The sequence below is a fragment of the Pseudomonas fluorescens NCIMB 11764 genome (genome assembly GCF_000293885.2).
GTDB lineage: Bacteria > Pseudomonadota > Gammaproteobacteria > Pseudomonadales > Pseudomonadaceae > Aquipseudomonas > Aquipseudomonas fluorescens_B.
In genome coordinates, this window is the sequence record NZ_CP010945.1 from 2,672,793 (window position 1) to 2,689,749 (window position 16,957).

At 60.4% G+C, this 16,957-nt stretch carries 18 protein-coding genes; 13 read left to right on the forward strand and 5 right to left on the reverse strand.

Going from position 1 to position 16,957, the window contains the following annotated elements:
* Positions 1 to 107: 107 nt before the first annotated feature.
* A complete protein-coding gene (locus tag B723_RS12155) occupies positions 108 to 899 on the reverse strand; it encodes a lysophospholipid acyltransferase family protein (protein ID WP_017336856.1) in 792 nt (263 codons plus the stop codon).
* A complete protein-coding gene (gene olsB / locus B723_RS12160) occupies positions 899 to 1,654 on the reverse strand; it encodes an L-ornithine N(alpha)-acyltransferase (protein WP_017336857.1) in 756 nt (251 codons plus the stop codon). Before olsB ends, B723_RS12155 begins: the two co-directional genes overlap by 1 nt.
* A 154-nt stretch (positions 1,655 to 1,808) precedes the next feature.
* On the opposite strand from olsB, the gene B723_RS12165 reads away from it, so the two are divergent.
* The 5 genes from B723_RS12165 to B723_RS12185 all read left to right on the forward strand — a co-directional run bounded on the left by B723_RS12165 (position 1,809) and on the right by B723_RS12185 (position 6,128).
* Positions 1,809 to 2,696, forward strand: a complete 888-nt coding sequence (locus B723_RS12165) for an acyl-CoA dehydrogenase family protein (RefSeq protein WP_017336858.1) — start codon at positions 1,809 to 1,811, stop codon at positions 2,694 to 2,696.
* A 91-nt stretch (positions 2,697 to 2,787) separates the two neighbouring features.
* A complete protein-coding gene (locus tag B723_RS12170; RefSeq protein ID WP_017336859.1) occupies positions 2,788 to 3,879 on the forward strand; it encodes a serine hydrolase domain-containing protein in 1,092 nt (363 codons plus the stop codon).
* A complete protein-coding gene (locus B723_RS12175) occupies positions 3,876 to 4,205 on the forward strand; it encodes a hypothetical protein (RefSeq protein ID WP_017336860.1) in 330 nt (109 codons plus the stop codon). Before B723_RS12170 ends, B723_RS12175 begins: the two co-directional genes overlap by 4 nt.
* 173 nt (positions 4,206 to 4,378) lie before the next feature.
* A complete protein-coding gene (locus B723_RS12180) occupies positions 4,379 to 4,969 on the forward strand; it encodes a YceI family protein (RefSeq protein ID WP_017336861.1) in 591 nt (196 codons plus the stop codon).
* 1 nt (position 4,970) lies between these two features.
* Positions 4,971 to 6,128, forward strand: coding sequence for a phospholipase D-like domain-containing protein (locus B723_RS12185; RefSeq protein WP_017336862.1), 1,158 nt, complete (start codon positions 4,971 to 4,973; stop codon positions 6,126 to 6,128).
* A 141-nt stretch (positions 6,129 to 6,269) separates the two neighbouring features.
* On the opposite strand, the gene bglX is transcribed toward B723_RS12185, so the two are convergent.
* Positions 6,270 to 8,561: a beta-glucosidase BglX gene (gene bglX / locus B723_RS12190; RefSeq protein WP_017336863.1), complete on the reverse strand. Its 2,292-nt coding sequence runs from the start codon at positions 8,559 to 8,561 to the stop codon at positions 6,270 to 6,272.
* 238 nt (positions 8,562 to 8,799) lie between these two features.
* Between bglX and B723_RS12195 the strand changes: the two genes are divergently transcribed.
* The 4 genes from B723_RS12195 (at position 8,800) to B723_RS12210 (ending at position 12,326) form a co-directional block, all read left to right on the forward strand.
* Positions 8,800 to 9,408 carry a LemA family protein gene (locus B723_RS12195; RefSeq protein ID WP_017336864.1) on the forward strand — a complete coding sequence of 203 codons (609 nt, stop codon included), beginning with the start codon at positions 8,800 to 8,802 and terminating at the stop codon, positions 9,406 to 9,408.
* 34 nt (positions 9,409 to 9,442) lie between these two features.
* Positions 9,443 to 10,198 carry a TPM domain-containing protein gene (locus B723_RS33905; RefSeq protein ID WP_017336865.1) on the forward strand — a complete coding sequence of 252 codons (756 nt, stop codon included), beginning with the start codon at positions 9,443 to 9,445 and terminating at the stop codon, positions 10,196 to 10,198.
* Between the two features lie 27 nt (positions 10,199 to 10,225).
* The gene (locus tag B723_RS12205) at positions 10,226 to 10,843 is read left to right on the forward strand and encodes a TPM domain-containing protein (protein ID WP_017336866.1); all 618 of its coding nucleotides are present in this window, start codon (positions 10,226 to 10,228) and stop codon (positions 10,841 to 10,843) included.
* A 265-nt stretch (positions 10,844 to 11,108) separates the two neighbouring features.
* A complete protein-coding gene (locus B723_RS12210; protein ID WP_017336867.1) occupies positions 11,109 to 12,326 on the forward strand; it encodes a class I SAM-dependent methyltransferase in 1,218 nt (405 codons plus the stop codon).
* Here B723_RS12210 and B723_RS12215 read toward each other — a convergent pair.
* On the reverse strand, positions 12,314 to 13,225 hold the full coding sequence (locus tag B723_RS12215) for a DMT family transporter (protein ID WP_017336868.1): 912 nt from the start codon (positions 13,223 to 13,225) through the stop codon (positions 12,314 to 12,316). The two genes, B723_RS12210 and B723_RS12215, sit on opposite strands and share 13 nt — an antisense overlap.
* Positions 13,226 to 13,461: 236 nt before the next feature.
* Between B723_RS12215 and B723_RS12220 the strand changes: the two genes are divergently transcribed.
* The 4 genes from B723_RS12220 to B723_RS32155 all read left to right on the forward strand — a co-directional run bounded on the left by B723_RS12220 (position 13,462) and on the right by B723_RS32155 (position 15,950).
* Entirely contained in the window at positions 13,462 to 14,043 is a 582-nt protein-coding gene (locus B723_RS12220; RefSeq protein WP_017336869.1) for a DJ-1/PfpI family protein, read from the forward strand.
* Positions 14,044 to 14,057: 14 nt separating this feature from the next.
* Positions 14,058 to 14,363 (forward strand): ribbon-helix-helix domain-containing protein, encoded by a 306-nt coding sequence (locus B723_RS12225; protein ID WP_017336870.1) that lies wholly within the window; start codon positions 14,058 to 14,060, stop codon positions 14,361 to 14,363.
* A 165-nt stretch (positions 14,364 to 14,528) separates the two neighbouring features.
* Positions 14,529 to 14,873 carry a YegP family protein gene (locus B723_RS12230; protein WP_017336871.1) on the forward strand — a complete coding sequence of 115 codons (345 nt, stop codon included), beginning with the start codon at positions 14,529 to 14,531 and terminating at the stop codon, positions 14,871 to 14,873.
* Between the two features lie 126 nt (positions 14,874 to 14,999).
* Positions 15,000 to 15,950, forward strand: a complete 951-nt coding sequence (locus B723_RS32155) for an IS481 family transposase (RefSeq protein ID WP_080995117.1) — start codon at positions 15,000 to 15,002, stop codon at positions 15,948 to 15,950.
* 102 nt (positions 15,951 to 16,052) lie between these two features.
* Here the strand turns inward: B723_RS32155 and B723_RS12240 are convergent, their stop codons facing one another.
* Complete coding sequence (locus B723_RS12240) at positions 16,053 to 16,940, reverse strand: dihydrodipicolinate synthase family protein (RefSeq protein ID WP_017336873.1); 888 nt, start codon at positions 16,938 to 16,940, stop codon at positions 16,053 to 16,055.
* Between the last annotated feature and the right edge of the window lie 17 nt (positions 16,941 to 16,957).

The following is a 16,957-nucleotide window of genomic DNA, read 5'->3' on the forward strand; positions in this document are numbered from 1 at the left end:
CTGCTCGCGATTGCGGTCTGTCATCCAACATAGTTGTCGACTGATACACCGCTATCGCGAGCAGGCTCGCTCCCATAGGGGATTTGTGTTTTTCCGGGGGAATTGCGTCAGGCCGCGATGGCAGGCCGCATCGGAACCTGCTGTTTCTCCGGAATCGCCCCAAACAACGCCTTCTGCACCGCCTGCTGTGCTTCAAACGCCAGCGCCGCCCTTTCGCGACCTTCACAAGCGATCGGCTTGAGCAGATGAATCTCCACCTCACCCCGATCATTGGCAAACAAGCGCATCAGGTGCGAGAGCAAATCATCGTCGCCAATGAACGGTGCCAGCGAGTCCACTTGACTCTCGCGCAGATAACGAATCGCTACCGGCTGCAGCTTCACTTGCGAATCAATCGCCGCCGACAGCAAGCGACCATGAAAGGTGCGCAACGAACGGCCATCGGTGGTGGTGCCCTCCGGAAACATCAGCAACGCATGTTCCTGTTCCAGATGACGGGTCATCTGTTTGCGGATCAACTGGCTGTCGCCTGAACCACGACGGATAAACAGGCTGCCAGCCTTGGCCGCCAACCAGCCCGCTACCGGCCAGGTACGCACTTCGGCTTTTGACAGAAACGACAGCGGCGTCAGCATGCCCAGCAGCGGGATGTCGGTCCAGGACACATGGTTGCTGACCCAGAGCATCGATTCCTTCGGCAATTCACCGTGCACGGTCACGCGAAAGGGCAGGGCATTGGCCAGCCGCGCCATGAAGAAACGCGACCAACGCTGACGGCGGACCATCGAATGGGCGATGCCCAAGCGTTCGAACAGCCCAAAGATGCTGGCCATGCTCAAGCCCAGCGCAACCACCACCAACACTCGCGCAATCCGCGCGTACACCCGCAGACGGCTCATTACACAGCCGCCTTGAAGTGCTTGGCGTAGCGCGGGCAGAGTTCGTCGCGCTTGAGCAGGATGAACACGTCGGCCACCTGGAAATCTTCATCCCAGCACGGCTCGCCGCAGATCTTCGCACCGAGGCGCATGTAGGCCTTGAGCAGCGGCGGCATTTCCGCGATGACGTTGGAGGGGATGTCTAAAACAGGCAGCGGTTTTTTCGGTTCGGCGCGCAGGTTTTCGGTGCACAGGTAACGTTCGCGCAGACGCTGCATGATCGCGTGGGCCTGGATGCCGCCGTCCTGCATCGGGATGCTCGCGCAACCCATCAAATAGCTGTAGCCGCCCTGGTTCAGGACTTCGGCCAGTTCACCCCAAAGCACGGCGATGGTGCCGCCGTTGCGGTAGGCCGGGTCGACGCAGGTGCGACCGATTTCAAGGATCGGGCCTTTGAGGTGGACCAGGCCGTGCAGGCTGAATTCTTCTTCGCTGTAAAACCTGCCCAGGCTGCTGGCGGCGGTGTGGTCGAGCAAGCGAGTGGTTGCCACCAGGCGTCCGGTGTTCAGGTCACGCACGCCGATATGGGCGCAGTGAACATCATAGTCATCCATGTCCAGACCCAGTTCCGCGCCCTTCAGCTTGGCGTTGAACTCGCCGCTGAACACGTTGAAGCGCAAAGCCTGGGCTTCCTGCAAGGCCTCGGCGCCCACCAGGCGTTCGGCTTGCAGGCGGCGTTCGTTGCCGGTGTCGCTGATGCGGGCGATCTGAGTCATTGCGAATCTCCGTGCGGGCTGGTCACCCGTCTTGGGTTAGAGCCGATCGACTTTCTTTATGCGGCCGTGTTGTGCAAAGTCAGGCTATGTAGCCCCGGTGTCATCGCCATGAAGCTTTGGTGATGCTTATATGACAGCCCATGAGGAGCCTCTTATGCCCTGGCAAACCCTGTTGAAACGTCGCGATCGCTTGCCCGCCAACCCGGACCTCGCAGAGGGTTTCGCGACCTTGTTGCAGCAGTTGGGCGCGGTCTCGCCGTTCGAGCTGGCGGTGGTTGGTGGACGTCTGATGGCAACACCGGGGCTGGCCTTTCTGGTGGGTTATCAGGCGGCGTTGCGCATGCTCTGGCCGAGCGCGCCGCCTAGCCTCGGCGCGTTGTGCGCGACCGAACAGCGCAGCCTGCGGGTGGCGGACATGCAGACACGTCTGACTGACCTGCGCCTGAGCGGGCGCAAGGATTTCGTCACCGCCGGCGATGCCGCGGACTGGCTATTGATTGCCGCCCGCAGTGAAGGACCCGGCGAGGCTCCGCGCTTGAGCCTGGCCGTCGTTTATCCCGGCGAACCGGGTGTGCGGGTGGAAAAGCTCCCGGCGATCCCGCTGATGCCGGACATCAGCCACGGTCGGTTGTTTCTCGAGAGCGCCTTGTGTGAATTGCTGGCGGGGGATGGCTGGGACGCGTACGTCAAACCGTTCCGGACGCTGGAAGATGTCTATGTGCTGAGCGCCATGACGGCGTGGTTGTATGGGGTGGGTCAGGACAGTGACTGGCCGCAGGGCTTGTCATTGCGTTTGCTGGCGCTGTTGGCCGGGTGCGCGGAAGTCAGCCGGCAGGCGCCGAACAACCCGGCCGGGCATGTGTTGTTGGGCGGGTTGTTTGCGCAGTTTGAGGGGTTGAAGGTTGAAGTGAATCAAGCGTTGGCCGATGGACCGCCGGAGTGGGCGGTGATGTGGCAGCGGGATCAGGCGGTGATGGATCTGGCGGCGGGGGCACGGGGGAAGCGGTTGGCCAAGGCACTTGCCGGATATTCGCTGAATTGACCGCGATGGCGGGCGGCACGGTCAACACAAGCTTCAAAACTGTCATCAACCTCGACTAGGCTCAGCAGGTTCAACTTTTCGAGCCCCCTCCATGTTCAAAGGCTTGCCCCTGCTGTTCATGCTGCTAAGTCTCACAGCCCAGGCCGAAAACTGGCCCGCCGAGCAATGGTCCACCGGCCCGGCCCTCAGCGGCCCGGCCATTCAAGCCCTGGAAACCTACGCCTTCCCACCCCGCGACGAGAGCGACCGAAAAGGTATCCGCACTGACGCCTTGCTGGTGATCCGCGACGGCCAGTTGATTTACGAACGCTACGCCGGCCCGACCACTGCCGAGACGCCGCACCTGACCTGGTCGGTCAGCAAAAGCCTGATGGCCGCGGTCCTCGGCGTGGCCTATGGCGAAGGCCTGTTCAGGCTCCAGGACCCGGTGCTGAAATACTATCCGGCGCTGACAAACCACCCGGCAATCACCCTGGCCGATCTGCTGCACTGGGCCTCCGGCCTGGACTGGCAGGAAGACTACGAATACGCCCCGCTGAAGTCGTCGGTGGTGGCGATGCTTTACACCCGCGGTCATCGCGATATGGCCGCATTCACGGCCGATCACGCCGAGTATGCGCAACCCGGCCAGACCTTTCGGTATTCCAGTGGCGACAGCAATCTGCTGGCCGCCGCGCTGAAAAACATCGTCGGCCCGGCCCGGTATGCCGACTATCCATGGACTGCGCTGTTCGAACCCTTGGGCATTCGCCACGCCGTTTGGGAAACTGACGCCACGGGTACTTTCGTCGCCTCGTCATACGCCTACCTCACCGCGCGCGACTTGGCGCGAGTCGGCCTGTTGATGGCTCGCGACGGTCGTTGGGGCGACCGGCAATTGCTGCCCAAGGATTGGGTCGCCTTCAACCTCCAGCCTTTCGACCGCTATCGAGCCCATCAGGACGAGGCGGTGCCGGGCGGTCATTGGTGGCTCAATCGTGCCGCGGAGGGTGCCGCACAACCCTGGCCCGATGCCCCCGCCGACACCTTCGCCGCACTCGGGCATTGGGGCCAGGCGATGTACGTGATCCCCAGTGAGCACCTGGTGATCGTGCGTTACGGCGATGATCGCGACGGCAGTTATCGACACAACGAACTGCTCAGACTCGCGCGCCTGGCATTCGCCGGGAAGGTGCAGCCATGAATCGCCGCCCTTTTGTCCGCCGCCGACCGTTCAGCTCGCTGGGGTTGATCCTGCTGATCGCCTTGCTCGGCTGGATCTGGCAGGAACGGGTGGCGCTGTGGGCGTTCCCGGACATCATCAGCGCCTACACCGCAAAGGAATACTGCTCGTGCCGCTATGTGATGAATAACGACGTCGAGTATTGCCATGGCTATGTCAAACAGTGGCTGCCTACCAGCAGCTTTACCGATGACCCCGCCAGAAAACGAATTACCGTCAGCGGGATGGGGCGCAGCAACAGCGCCGAGTGGGTCGGCGAACGCCAGGGCTGTCGGTTGATGCCTTGATCAGATCGCAGTCTGCGGCAGCTCTTACAGGGATTGTGTGTCCACCCATGCAAACAGTGATGTAACCCGATCTTGTAGGAGCTGCCGCAGGCTGCGATCTTTTGATCTTCGCGGTTTGCAATGCGCTCACGGGCGGTTAAGGTTCGTGCAGGTTTATTTCCCCACGAGTCTTTATGTTCAAGCGGTCCCTTATCCAAACCCTGGCCTTTGTGCTGCTGACCGGAGCCACACTCTCGGCCCAGGCCAATTGGTACCTGGACGGCGAGTCTTCACGGCTGTCGTTCGTCAGCACCAAAAACGCCAACATTTCCGAAGTGCAGCGCTTTCTGGTGCTGCATGGCAAGGTCAGTCCCAAAGGCCTGGCCGAGGTGGAAGTCGAGCTGGAATCGGTGAACAGCGGCATCCCTTTGCGTGACGAACGCATGCGCAAGGAACTGTTCGAGATCCAGACCTTCCCCGAAGCCTTGATCACCGCGCAGATTGATCTGCGCCCGATCAACGACCTCGCGCCCGGTGCGCAACTCGAATTGCGTTTGCCGGTGACCGTCAATCTCCATGGCAAACAACACGACTACAACGCCGAACTGCTGGCGACCCGTCTCGATGACCGGCGCTTTCAGGTGGTGACGCTCGAACCGCTGGTGATCAACGCCGCGGATTTCGATCTGGCGCCAGGGCTGGACAGTTTGCGCAAGCTCGCCGGTTTGTCGGCGATCAGTCTGTCGGTGCCGGTGGGTGCGGTACTGATTTTCACGGCGCGCTGACATGGCCGGCGCGATTTTTCCCTGGCGTGAAGGCAACAGCTTCGAGCTGCTGATCGACGGTCCGCAGTTTTTCCCGCGCATGCTGGTCGCCATCGCTCGCGCAGAGGAACAAGTCGAACTGGAGCTGTACCTGGTGGAGGCGGGCGCCTGTGCCGAGGCCATGGTTCAGGCATTGGTCCAGGCCGCCGAGCGGGGAGTTCGTGTGCGCTGCCTGTTCGATGATTATGGCAGCCTCGCGTTTACCCTGACCTTGCGTCAGCGGCTGATGGCGGCGGGCGTGGAGCTGCGTTTCTACAATCGCCTGAGCTGGCGGCGCTGGGTCGGCAATTTCTATCGCGATCATCGCAAACTGTTGCTGGTCGATCAGAGCATGGCGGTGGTCGGTGGCACCGGTGTCACCGATGAGTTCTGGACGCCAGGCGAAGACACCAGCGAATGGCATGAGGTGATGGTGGAAATTACCGGCCCTCTGGTCATCGACTGGCAGTTGCTGTTCGACCGCCAATGGATCGCCAACCGCCACCGCCGCGCTTGGAAACCTGCTGCGCATTTCGGCCTGCCACGATTGCCGCGCGTGCCGTCCACAGGCGAGGGCATGGGCCGGGTGGCGTATGCCGACGCCCGTCAGCACCGCGACATTTTGCAATCGCTGGTTCGTGCGCTGAACAGCGGACAAAAGCGAATCTGGCTGGCCACACCGTACTTTCTGCCGACGTGGAAAGTCCGCCGCTCGTTGCGTCGGGCCGCCGGTCGAGGCGTTGATGTACGTTTGCTGCTGACCGGGCCGCGCACCGATCACCCCTCGGTGCGCTACGCCGGGCATCGCTACTACCCGCGATTGCTCAAGGCCGGGGTGCAGATTTTCGAATACCAGCCGTGTTTCCTGCACCTGAAAATGGTGCTGGTCGATGACTGGGTGAGCATTGGTTCGTGCAATTTCGATCACTGGAATCTGCGTTTCAACCTGGAAGCCAACCTTGAAGCACTGGACCCCGGGTTGACGCGGGCGGTGGCGGCGAGTTTCGAACGGGACTTTGCGTTGAGCCAGGAGGTGAGCCTGGAAGCATGGAAACGCCGACCGTTGTGGCGACGTGTGAAGCAGAGGGTGTGGGGATGGGTGGATCGGTTGGTGGTGAATCTGCTGGATCGACGGGGCTGAACCCAGTCTCCTCAACACCCCAAAACCACTGTGGGAGCGAGTCTGCTCGCGATGAGGCCATAACATTCAACATCATTGTTGACTGTCAGGCCGCCATCGCGAGCAGGCTCGCTCCCACAGGTTTTTGTGGTGTTTGAATAATTACAGCAATTCAAAACTCTGCTGCGTCACGTCCTGGGAGTCCAGGCCGATCTGCACGTTGAACTTGCCTGGCTCCGCCGCGTACTTGAGCTGGGCATTGAAGAACTTCAGGTCATCCTCGGTGATGGTGAAGTGCACGACTTTCTGCTCACCGGCCTTGAGCGTGATTTTCTGGAAGTTCTTCAGTTCCTTGATCGGCCGGATCATCGAGCCGGTGACGTCCTGGATGTACAACTGCACCACGGTTTCGCCATCACGCTTGCCGGTGTTTTTCACCATGACGCTGGCGTCGAGCTTGCCGGTCTTGTTCAGCGTGGTCGATGACAGGGCCATGTCGGTCAGGCTGAAATCGGTGTAGCTCAGACCGAAGCCGAACGGGAACAGGGGACCGGTGGTGTCATCGAAATACTGCGAGGTGTAGTTGCCCGGTTTGCCCGGTGTGAATGGCCGGCCAATGCTCAGGTGGTTGTAGTAGGTCGGAATCTGGCCCACCGAACGCGGGAAGGTGATCGGCAGTTTGCCCGACGGGTTGTAGTCGCCGAACAGCACATCGGCGATGGCGTTGCCGCCTTCGGTGCCGCTGAACCATGTTTCCAGGATTGCGTCCGCCTGGTCTTTCTCTTCGAGAATCGACAGCGGACGGCCGTTCATCAACACCAGCACCAGCGGCTTGCCGGTGGCTTTCAACGCCTTGATCAGATCGCGCTGGTTGGCCGGGATGTTGATATCGGTGCGGCTCGACGATTCGTGGGACATGCCACGGGACTCGCCCACCGCTGCCACCACCACATCGGCATCCTTGGCGGCTTTCACTGCTTCGTCGATCAGCACTTGCGCCGAACGCGGATCGTCCACCACTTCCGGGGCGTCGAAGTTGAGGAAGTTCAGGTAATCCAGGACCTTCTTGTCGCTGGTGATGTTGGCGCCACGGGCGTAGATCAGCGTCGATTTATCGCCCAGCGCGCGGGTCATGCCGTCAAACAGAGTGACCGATTGAGCCGGACGGCCAGCGGCAGCCCAACTGCCCATCATGTCGATCGGTGCTTTGGCCAGCGGACCGACCAGCATGATTTTCGCGGTTTTCTTCAGCGGCAGGGTTTCGCCATGGTTCTTCAGCAGCACCAGGCTGCGGCGCGCAACGTCGCGGGCCTCGGCACGGTGCAGGCGGCTGTCGGCGTAAGTGTCGGCCGGATCATCCTCTGCCTTGCCGATGCGCAGGTACGGGTCCTTGAACAGGCCCATGTCGTACTTGGCTGCGAGCACTTCGCGGACGGCGTTATCGATGTCTTTCTGTTCGATCTCGCCCGCCTTCAACAGCCCCGGCAGCTCTTTGCCGTACAGGGTGTCGTTCATGCTCATGTCGATGCCAGCCTTGATCGCCAGCTTCGCGGCTTCACGACCATCACGAGCGACGCCGTGCTTGATCAGCTCGAAAATCGCCCCATGGTCGCTGACTGCCAGGCCCTTGAAGCCCCATTCCTTGCGCAGCAAGTCGTTCATCAGCCAGGTGTTGGCCGTGGCGGGTACGCCATTGATCGAGTTCAACGCGACCATCACGCCGCCGGCACCGGCGTCAATCGCCGCGCGGTACGGCGGCAGGTAGTCCTGGTACATCTTGACCGGGCTCATGTCGACGACGTTGTAGTCACGACCACCCTCGACCGCGCCGTACAAGGCAAAGTGCTTGACGCTGGCCATGATGCTGTCGGCTGCGTTCGCGCCAGTGCCCTGAAAAGCCTTGACCATCACGCCGGCGATGCGCGACACCAGATAAGTGTCTTCGCCGAAGCCTTCGGAAGTCCGACCCCAACGCGGGTCGCGGGAGATGTCGACCATTGGCGCGAAGGTGATGTCGAGGCTGTCCGCCGCGGCTTCCTTGGCGGCGATGCGCCCGGACAGGCCGATGGCGTCCATGTCCCAGCTCGACGCCAGCGCAATCGGGATCGGGAAAATGGTGCGATGGCCGTGGATCACGTCATAGGCGAAGAACATCGGGATCTTCAACCGGCTGCGCATGGCCGCGTCCTGCATCGGACGGTTTTCCGGGCGGGTGATGGAGTTGAACGTGCCGCCGATGTTGCCAGCGGCGATTTCCTTGCGGATCATCTCCCGAGGCATTTCCGGGCCGATGCTGATCAGGCGCAACTGGCCGATTTTTTCATCGAGGGTCATTTGCTTCATCAGGTTGCTGATGAAGGCGTCCTTGTTCTCCAGGGGTGCGGGGGTCGTGGCGGCCAATACGTTATGACTGGCCAGGCTGACGAACAGGCCCAGCAAACACAGCTTCTTCATGAATGGTTTTCTCTAAAGCCTAAACGGCGGGGAATACGCGCCGGTCAGCCAAAATTTAGGGAGCGACTATTGTTGTTCAGGTAAATGCAGCACACTTCTGCGTGTCTTTGCGCTGGGGCATCTTTTAGCCCATTGGCTCGATGCAATCCAGTGGCGGCGGCAGATTATGCCCCAAGAGGCGGTCCAGAAGGTCGCTGGTTGTTTTTTCAACGGAATGTACAAGGGAGCGTCAAACCAGATGAATGTACGACACCACACTCGGTCAAGCCTGCGGATCGCAGCCTTGATGTTGCTGACCACGTTGCTGGCCGGTTGCGGCATCAACAACATTCCGACCCTCGACGAACAGGCCAAGGCCGCCTGGGGCCAGGTGCAGAACCAGTATCAGCGTCGCGCCGACCTGATCCCCAACCTGGTGGAAACCGTCAAGGGCTACGCCAAGCATGAAGAGGAAACCCTGACCGCGGTGATCGAAGCCCGGGCCAAGGCCACGTCGATCCAGGTGGATGCCAGCACCCTCGACAATCCCGAGAAGCTCAAGCAGTTCCAGCAAGCGCAGGATCAGCTGACCGGCGCCTTGAGTCGACTGATGGTGGTGTCCGAGCGCTATCCGGACCTCAAGGCCAACCAGAATTTCCTCGCGTTGCAATCGCAACTGGAAGGCACCGAGAATCGCATCGCCGTGGCGCGTCGTGATTTCATCCTCGCGGTGCAGAAGTACAACACCGAAATCCGTACTTTCCCGGGGCGCTTGTGGCACACCGTGATGTACAGCGACCTGCCGATTCGTGAAACCTTCGAAGCCACCAGCCCCGGTGCCGAGAAAGCACCGGAAGTGAAGTTCTGACCGGCCTGATGCATTACCACGGATGAGGTTGCCAATGCGTTTGTTGAAAGTGGGCCTGGCGCTGTTGCTTTGGGTGTTTGTCGCCACGGCGCAAGCCGAGCTGAAATTTCCGGAGCTGACCGGGCGGGTGGTGGATAACGCCCAATTGATTGAACCCTCAGTGCGCGAGCAGTTGACGCAACAGCTCAACGCCCATGAAAAAGCCACCGGTGAACAATTGGTGGTGGTGACGTTGCCGGACCTGCAGGGCACTGACATTGCAGACTTCGGCTATCAGCTCGGTCGCCACTGGGGCATCGGGCAGAAGGACAAGAACAACGGTGCGCTGCTGATCGTCGCTCGCGACGAGCGCCGGTTGCGGATCGAAGTCGGTTATGGCCTGGAAGATCGCCTGACCGATGCGCAGAGTTCGGTGATCATCAACCAGGTGATCACCCCGGCATTCAAGACCGGCAACTTCAGCAAGGGTATCAGCGACGGGGTCGCGGCGATGCTGGTGGTACTGGGAGGCAGTCCGCTGGATGAGCCGTCGACGGTGTACGACTCCGGCGGCAATCAGGAGAGTGACTTCGTTTCGCGGCATCCCGGGGTGTTTGTGTTCCTGGTGTTGCTGTTCATCCTGACGATATTCGTCTTGCAGATGTTCGGGATCCTGCCGGCTGGCCGAGGTGGCTCGGGCGGCTCGAGTGGTGGTTTCGGCGGTGGTGGATTTGGCGGCGGCGGTGGAGGCGGGGGCTTCAGCGGCGGTGGGGGCAGTTTCGGGGGCGGCGGTTCGTCGGGCGGCTGGTGATAACAACAATGAACGGGCATTCGTAAAATGGCACTACTGACTGAACACGAACAACGCAAAGTCGCCGAGGCAATTGCCCGGGTCGAGCGCGACACCGACGCCGAACTGGTGACCGTGCTCGCGGCCCGCGCCGACGACTATGCGTACATCCCGCTGCTATGGGCCAGCTTGCTGGCGCTGGTGATGCCGGGTGTCGTGCATTACCTGACCGGATGGCTGACCATGCACAGCCTGCTGCTGGTGCAATGGGTCACCTTCATCGTGTTGTGCCTGGTGTTCCGTATTCCGAAAGTCACCACCCATTTGATCCCGCGCTCCGTACGACACTGGCGCGCCTCGAACCTGGCGCGTCGGCAGTTTCTGGAGCAGAACCTGCACCACACCGTGGGCAGCACGGGCATGCTGATTTTCGTTTGCGAGGCCGAGCGTTATGTGGAAATCCTGGTGGATGAAGGGATTTCCAAACGGCTGGACAACAAGAACTGGGACGCGATTGTGGCGGCGTTCACCCAGCAGGTGAAGCAGGGGCAGACGTTGCAGGGGTTTGTGACGTGTGTCGAAGCGTGTGGCGAATTGCTCAAGGTGCACGTGCCGGTGACGCATGTGAGGAATGAGTTGCCGAATCGGTTGGTGGTGTTGGGCTGATACACCTTCTGTGGTGAGCGGGCTTTTGTGGCGAGGGAGCTTGCTCCCGCTCGGCTGCAAAGCAGTCGTAAAACCTGAGAACTCGGTCTGACTGATGAATCGAATGGGGCCGCTTCGCGACCCAGCGGGAGCAAGCTCCCTCGCCACAGGGGACTCGACTCGCTCAGGATTCGCACCGTTCGGTAAATAACTGCGTGTCCCGAACGGCCATCCCCCCTAAAATACCCGCCATTCCCGATTCGCTCCGCCCGAGGCCGTTTTTTTCATGTCCGTCATCGCCACTCCCGCCAGCCTCGCGCCGGATCACCACGCCCAGTTCATCGACCTGCTGCAAACCAGCCTCGACGCCAACGCCTTCATCAAGCTGGTGCTGGCCAAGTACGTCGGCACCGAAGCGGATCTGCAACGGCTGATCATCAAGCAACTGACCGTCAAGGATCAGCCCTGCCTGTCCTTCGTCTACCGCTACAAGACCCGCGACATCACCAAGAACCTGCCGCTGGTCGAAGGCGTGGCGACCATCGCCGCGTTATTGCCGGCCTCGTTCAAAAATGCGCATTTGTTGTCGCTGACCGACGAAGCCCAGCTCGAATACAGCAAAAAGGGCAAGTCTTCGCTGTTCAAGAGCAAACCTCAGCAATTGCGCGAAGTGCCGTCTGCCGAGCACAACCGCGAGAAGAATCGCTTTCTCGACCTGAGCCGGCCGTTTCTCACCGACCTCGGTGTGACGAACAGCAAGCACGAGCTGATCCCGGCGATGTCGCGCAAGTGGAAGCAGATCAACAAGTTCATCGAAGTCTTCAGCCATGCGCTGACCACCTCGCCGCTGGCGCTGGACAAACCGGTGCGGGTCGCGGATTTCGGTTCGGGCAAGGGTTACCTGACGTTCGCGATCCACGATTACCTGCGCAACACCTTGAACGCCGAAGGCGAAGTGACCGGCGTCGAGCTGCGTGAAGAGATGGTCACGCTGTGCAACGCCGCCGCCGCGAAACTGGAGCATCCGGGCCTGGTGTTCAAGTGCGGTGACGTGCGCAGCGTCGCACCGAGCGAGCTGGACGTGATGATCGCGCTGCACGCCTGCGACATTGCCACGGACTATGCGATCCACACGGGCATCCGCTCCGGCGCGTCGATCATCATGTGCTCGCCGTGCTGCCACAAGCAGATCCGCCTGCAAATCCAGAGCCCGGCGCTGCTCAAGCCGATGCTGCAATACGGACTGCACCTGGGCCAGCAAGCGGAAATGGTCACCGACAGTTTGCGAGCGCTGTTCCTCGAAGCCTGCGGTTATGAAACCAAGGTGTTCGAGTTCATCTCACTGGACCACACCAACAAGAACAAGATGATCCTGGCGGTCAAACGCGCCGAGCCGGTGGACCCGGCCCAGCTGTTGGTGAAGATTCAGGAGCTGAAGGATTTCTACCACATCAGCGAACATTGCCTCGAAACCTTGCTGCGGGCCGACGGCTATTTGAGCTGAACCCCGGCCGGTAACGTGCCCGGTTGCGCCGGGCGCACAGCGGTCTTGCGTCCGAGCATCACCGTCACGATCACCCCGGCAGCAAACAGCCAGGTGATCGGCTCGATGTGTTCACCAAAGAACAACGCCGAGAACGCGATGGTGAAGAAAATCTGTAACAACTGAATCTGACTGACCCGGGCAATGCCGCCCATCGCCAAACCGGCGTACCAGGCAAAGAAACCGATGAACTGCGAGAACAGCGAGACGTAACCAAACGCCCACCAGGTCTTGGCCGAAATCTCGCCCTGGTGTTGCAGCGCCAAGTACACCACCGGCCCGATCAACAGCGGTGTCGACAGCACCAGCGCCCAGCAGATCACCTGCCAGCCGCCCATTTCCTTGGCCAAGCGGCCACCTTCGGCATAACCCAGACCGCCCACGGCAATCGCGCCGAGCATCAGCAAATCACCGGCCTGAATGCTGCCGGCGCCGCTGATCAACGCGTAACCCAGCACCAGCGCGCTGCCCAGCGCGGCACAGGCCCAGAAGGCTTTCGACGGTCGTTCGTGGGACAACCACGCGGCGTACAACGCCACGCACAGCGGTTGCAGGCCATTGACCAAAGCGCCGTGGGACGCAGGCAACGTTTGCATCGCCCAGGCCGAGAGCACCGGGAAACCGAGGATCACCCCGGCGATCACCAGTGCCAGGCCTTTGACCTGTTTCCAGGTTGGCCATTTTTCCCGGCGCCACAGTAACAATATCGCGGCCGGAATGGCCGCGAACAGCGCACGACCCAAGCCGTTGAGCAGCGGATGGAGTTCCTGCACGACGATCCGTGTGAAGGGCAGAGTGAGGCTGAAAATCACAACGCCAAGCAGGCCGAGGGCCATGCCGGTGTTTTCGCGCGAGGACATGATGGGGACCGGAATTCAGGGTGATGGGAGATGGCTTCATCTAGCCACAAACCTCAGGGATAGCTCTGTTACAGCTGGGCGCAGAGTTATCCGTACAGTTGCGAGTAATCCCGGTGGTGAGGGAGCAAGCTCCCTCGCCACAAAAGCTCATTGTTCGTAGTAGCTGGTTATTACCCACTCTCACGGATAAGGACTACCTTGAATACTCCTACGCATTTCCCAGAGGAGTCCTCCCCATGGCTGCCAAGAAAATCCTGATGCTGGTCGGCGATTACGTCGAAGACTATGAAGTGATGGTGCCATTCCAGGCCTTGCTGATGGTCGGTCACACGGTGCACGCCGTCTGCCCGGACAAATCCGCCGGCCAGACCGTGCGCACGGCGATCCATGACTTCGAAGGCGACCAGACCTACAGCGAAAAACCCGGCCACCGGTTTGCCCTGAACTTCGATTTTGCCAAGGTCGCCGAAGCCGACTACGACGCGCTGCTGATCCCCGGCGGTCGTGCCCCGGAATACTTGCGCCTGAACGAAAAAGTCCTGGATCTGGTGCGCGCCTTCGACAAGGCCGGCAAGCCGATCGCCGCCGTGTGTCACGGTGCACAATTGCTGGCAGCGGCAGGTGTCCTTGAAGGTCGCGAGTGCAGCGCCTATCCGGCCTGCGCGCCGGAAGTGCGCCTGGCGGGCGGCACGTTCATCGATATCCCGGTGACGGAAGGTCACGTTCAAGGCAATCTGGCTACTGCTCCGGCCTGGCCGGCCCACCCGAGCTGGCTCGCCGGTTTCCTCGGCTTGCTGGGCACCAAAATCACGCTGTAACGAGGGACGATTCCATGTGCGAGCTCTACGTCAAAGCCGATCCGATTCTCTACGAATCGCGCTCCCGCTCGCTGCGCATCTGCGGGGTGGTCACCACCCTGCGGCTGGAGAATCAGTTCTGGGACATCCTCAGCGAAATCGCCGAGGTCGATGGCATGACCACCAACCAGTTGATCACCAAACTGTATGAAGAGGTGATGGACTACCGCGGCGAAGTGGTTAATTTCGCCTCCTTCCTGCGGGTGAGTTGCACGCGGTATTTGAGTCAGCGGCGCGTGCAGGCGCCGGAGTTGTCGGTGGTGCGGACGGCTGCGAAGTAGCACAAACCGTGTTGCCACATTCGCGAGCAAGCCCACTCCCACATTTGATCGCATTCCAAATATGGGAGCGGGCTTGCTCGCGAAGGGGGCCGTACAGGCGACAAAAATACAGGGCTGGTCTTTACTCTGAAGCGCGAAACCTCTCAATCGCCAAGGAGAAAGAGCATGTCTGGATGGTATGAGTTAAGCAAAACCAGCAACGGCCAGTTTCGCTTCGTGCTGAAAGCGGCGAATGCCGAAACCATTCTGAACAGCGAGCACTACACCACTCGCAGCGCCGCCGAAGGCGGCATAGCCTCGGTGCAGAAGAACAGCCCGCTGGATGAGCGCTATGAGAAAAAGACCACCAAGGACGGTCAGCCGTACTTCAACCTCAAGGCTGGCAATCACGAAATTATCGGCAACAGCGAAACCTATTCCTCTGATGCCGCCCGGGACAAAGGCATCGCGAGCGTGAAGGCCAACGGCCCGACGACGGTGATCAAGGACAAGACCTTGCCGGTGCTCTGATCGCACCCTTCAAACCCAATGCAAATCCACTGTGGGAGCTAGCTGTGATCTCTCTGTAGGTTGTTCACTCGGGGCTTTTCCGGGAAATTGGAGGTGCGAACCAAACCAAGCACCCGGAGGCCCCGAGTGAACGCTCATAAAAATGCCCGATTAACCGTTTCCGGTCGAGCCCTTCTTGTTCAACGAATCCTTAAGGAAGGCCTGAGACCTGTTGAGGTAGCTCAGTCTCAAGGAGTCAGTGTTCGCACTGCCTACAAGTGGCTTAATCGCTATCGAGCTGAAGGCGAGGAAGGACTGCAGGATCGTTCGTCCCGGCCCAAGTTCTGTCCGCACGCGCTTCCTGAGATGCGCCAGGAACAAGTGCTTGAGCTACGTCGCCAGCGAAAAACCTATCGCCAAATCAGCCAGGACTTGAAGGTGGGACACAGCACTGTGGGCAGGTTATTGAGCCGTAACGGCCTCAACCGTTTGGCATACCTGGAACCGCCACCGCCAGTGATTCGCTACGAATACTCTCAGCCCGGAGGTCTGCTTCACCTGGACATCAAGAAGCTGGGGCGTTTTAACAAACCAGGTCATCGAGTGACGCGAGACCGCCTAAAAGGCCGCTCTTACCATGTCGGTTGGGAATACGCCCATGTTGCCATCGACGATAACAGTCGAGTGGCACACAGCGGTTTGTACGCAGACCAAAGTGGGCGTAGCGCCTGCCTCGCGCTGATCCGGGCCCTGCGCTACTACGCAAGCCTTGGCGTTTGCTTCGAGCGGGTAATGACCGATAACGGCCCTTGCTACAAGTCCGGACGTTTCAAGCGTCTATGTCGGCGGCTGGGGCTTAAACACATCTATACCAAACCTTACACGCCACGAACGAATGGCAAGGCAGAGCGATTTATCCAAACCGCTCTGCGCGAATGGGCCTACGCCAGAAGTTACGAAAGCTCAGACCAACGTGCGACCTACCTGACGTCGTGGTTGCACGAGTACAACTGGCATCGCCCGCATGCCAGCCTGAGTTATTTGCCACCAATTAGCCGAATAGCATCCGTGAACAACGTGGTGGGTTTACACAGCTAGCCTGCTAGCGATGTCTGCTTAACATTCGACGAAGATGTTGAGTGTCAGGCCGCTATCGCTGGCAGGCTTGCTCCCACATTGGTTTTTGTGTGTGCCCGGGGATCAGCGCAATGCTTTCAACAAGCCTTGAAGCTGACCAAGCCCAGCCTCACCGAGCGCAAACACCGGCAACCGCGGATCACCCGCCTCCAGCCCGGTCGCGCGCAAGCCGGCCTTGATGGTCGCCGGCAACCCACCTTTCAAAATGAAATCCAGCAGCGGCAACTGGCGATAGAACAGGTCACGCGCCGTGCTCAAATCGTTGGCCAGGACCGCTTCATACAGCTCCAGGTTGAGCTGCGGAATCAGGTTCGGCGCCGCCGTGCACCAGCCCTTCGCACCTGCCGCGAAGGCTTCCAGCGCCAGCGGATTGCAGCCGTTGTAGAACGGCACCTGACCTTCGCCGAGCCGTTGCAGTTGGTGCATGCGCTGGATGTCGCCGGTGCTCTCCTTGACCATGGTCACGTTATCCACGGTGTTGACGATGCGCAGGATCAGGTCCACCGACATGTCGGTGCCGCTGGTGGCCGGGTTGTTGTAGAGCATGATCGGTACGCCGATGCTGTCGCTGATGGCGCGGTAGTGGGCGAGGATTTCCGCTTCGCTGAGTTTCCAGTAGGACGTCGGCAGTACCATCACCACATCGGCGCCGTGGGCTTCGGCAAACCGTGCGCGGCGCACGGCTTTGGCGGTGGTCAGGTCGGACACGCTGACGATGGTCGGCACTCGTTTGGCCACGTGCTTGATACTGAATTCGGCGACCTGATCCCATTCCGCATCGCTGAGGTAGGCACCTTCGCCGGTGCTGCCCAGCGGTGCGATCGAGTGGACGCCGCCGTCGATCAGGCGGTCGATGGAACGCCCGAGCGCGTCAAGATCAACGCCTTCGCCATTGGCGGTGAACGGAGTGATGGTGTAGCCGATGATGCCGTGAATCGTTGGGGTCGACATGGCGACGCTCCTCTTCA

Bases quoted from the DNA above. Each gene is read 5' to 3' on its own strand.
- B723_RS12155 (WP_017336856.1), bottom strand. From the start codon at position 899: ATGAGCCGTCTGCGGGTGTACGCGCGGATTGCGCGAGTGTTGGTGGTG.
- olsB (WP_017336857.1), bottom strand. From the start codon at position 1,654: ATGACTCAGATCGCCCGCATCAGCGACACCGGCAACGAACGCCGCCTG.
- B723_RS12165 (WP_017336858.1), top strand. From the start codon at position 1,809: ATGCCCTGGCAAACCCTGTTGAAACGTCGCGATCGCTTGCCCGCCAAC.
- B723_RS12170 (WP_017336859.1), top strand. From the start codon at position 2,788: ATGTTCAAAGGCTTGCCCCTGCTGTTCATGCTGCTAAGTCTCACAGCC.
- B723_RS12175 (WP_017336860.1), top strand. From the start codon at position 3,876: ATGAATCGCCGCCCTTTTGTCCGCCGCCGACCGTTCAGCTCGCTGGGG.
- B723_RS12180 (WP_017336861.1), top strand. From the start codon at position 4,379: ATGTTCAAGCGGTCCCTTATCCAAACCCTGGCCTTTGTGCTGCTGACC.
- B723_RS12185 (WP_017336862.1), top strand. From the start codon at position 4,971: ATGGCCGGCGCGATTTTTCCCTGGCGTGAAGGCAACAGCTTCGAGCTG.
- bglX (WP_017336863.1), bottom strand. From the start codon at position 8,561: ATGAAGAAGCTGTGTTTGCTGGGCCTGTTCGTCAGCCTGGCCAGTCAT.
- B723_RS12195 (WP_017336864.1), top strand. From the start codon at position 8,800: ATGAATGTACGACACCACACTCGGTCAAGCCTGCGGATCGCAGCCTTG.
- B723_RS33905 (WP_017336865.1), top strand. From the start codon at position 9,443: ATGCGTTTGTTGAAAGTGGGCCTGGCGCTGTTGCTTTGGGTGTTTGTC.
- B723_RS12205 (WP_017336866.1), top strand. From the start codon at position 10,226: ATGGCACTACTGACTGAACACGAACAACGCAAAGTCGCCGAGGCAATT.
- B723_RS12210 (WP_017336867.1), top strand. From the start codon at position 11,109: ATGTCCGTCATCGCCACTCCCGCCAGCCTCGCGCCGGATCACCACGCC.
- B723_RS12215 (WP_017336868.1), bottom strand. From the start codon at position 13,225: ATGTCCTCGCGCGAAAACACCGGCATGGCCCTCGGCCTGCTTGGCGTT.
- B723_RS12220 (WP_017336869.1), top strand. From the start codon at position 13,462: ATGGCTGCCAAGAAAATCCTGATGCTGGTCGGCGATTACGTCGAAGAC.
- B723_RS12225 (WP_017336870.1), top strand. From the start codon at position 14,058: ATGTGCGAGCTCTACGTCAAAGCCGATCCGATTCTCTACGAATCGCGC.
- B723_RS12230 (WP_017336871.1), top strand. From the start codon at position 14,529: ATGTCTGGATGGTATGAGTTAAGCAAAACCAGCAACGGCCAGTTTCGC.
- B723_RS12240 (WP_017336873.1), bottom strand. From the start codon at position 16,940: ATGTCGACCCCAACGATTCACGGCATCATCGGCTACACCATCACTCCG.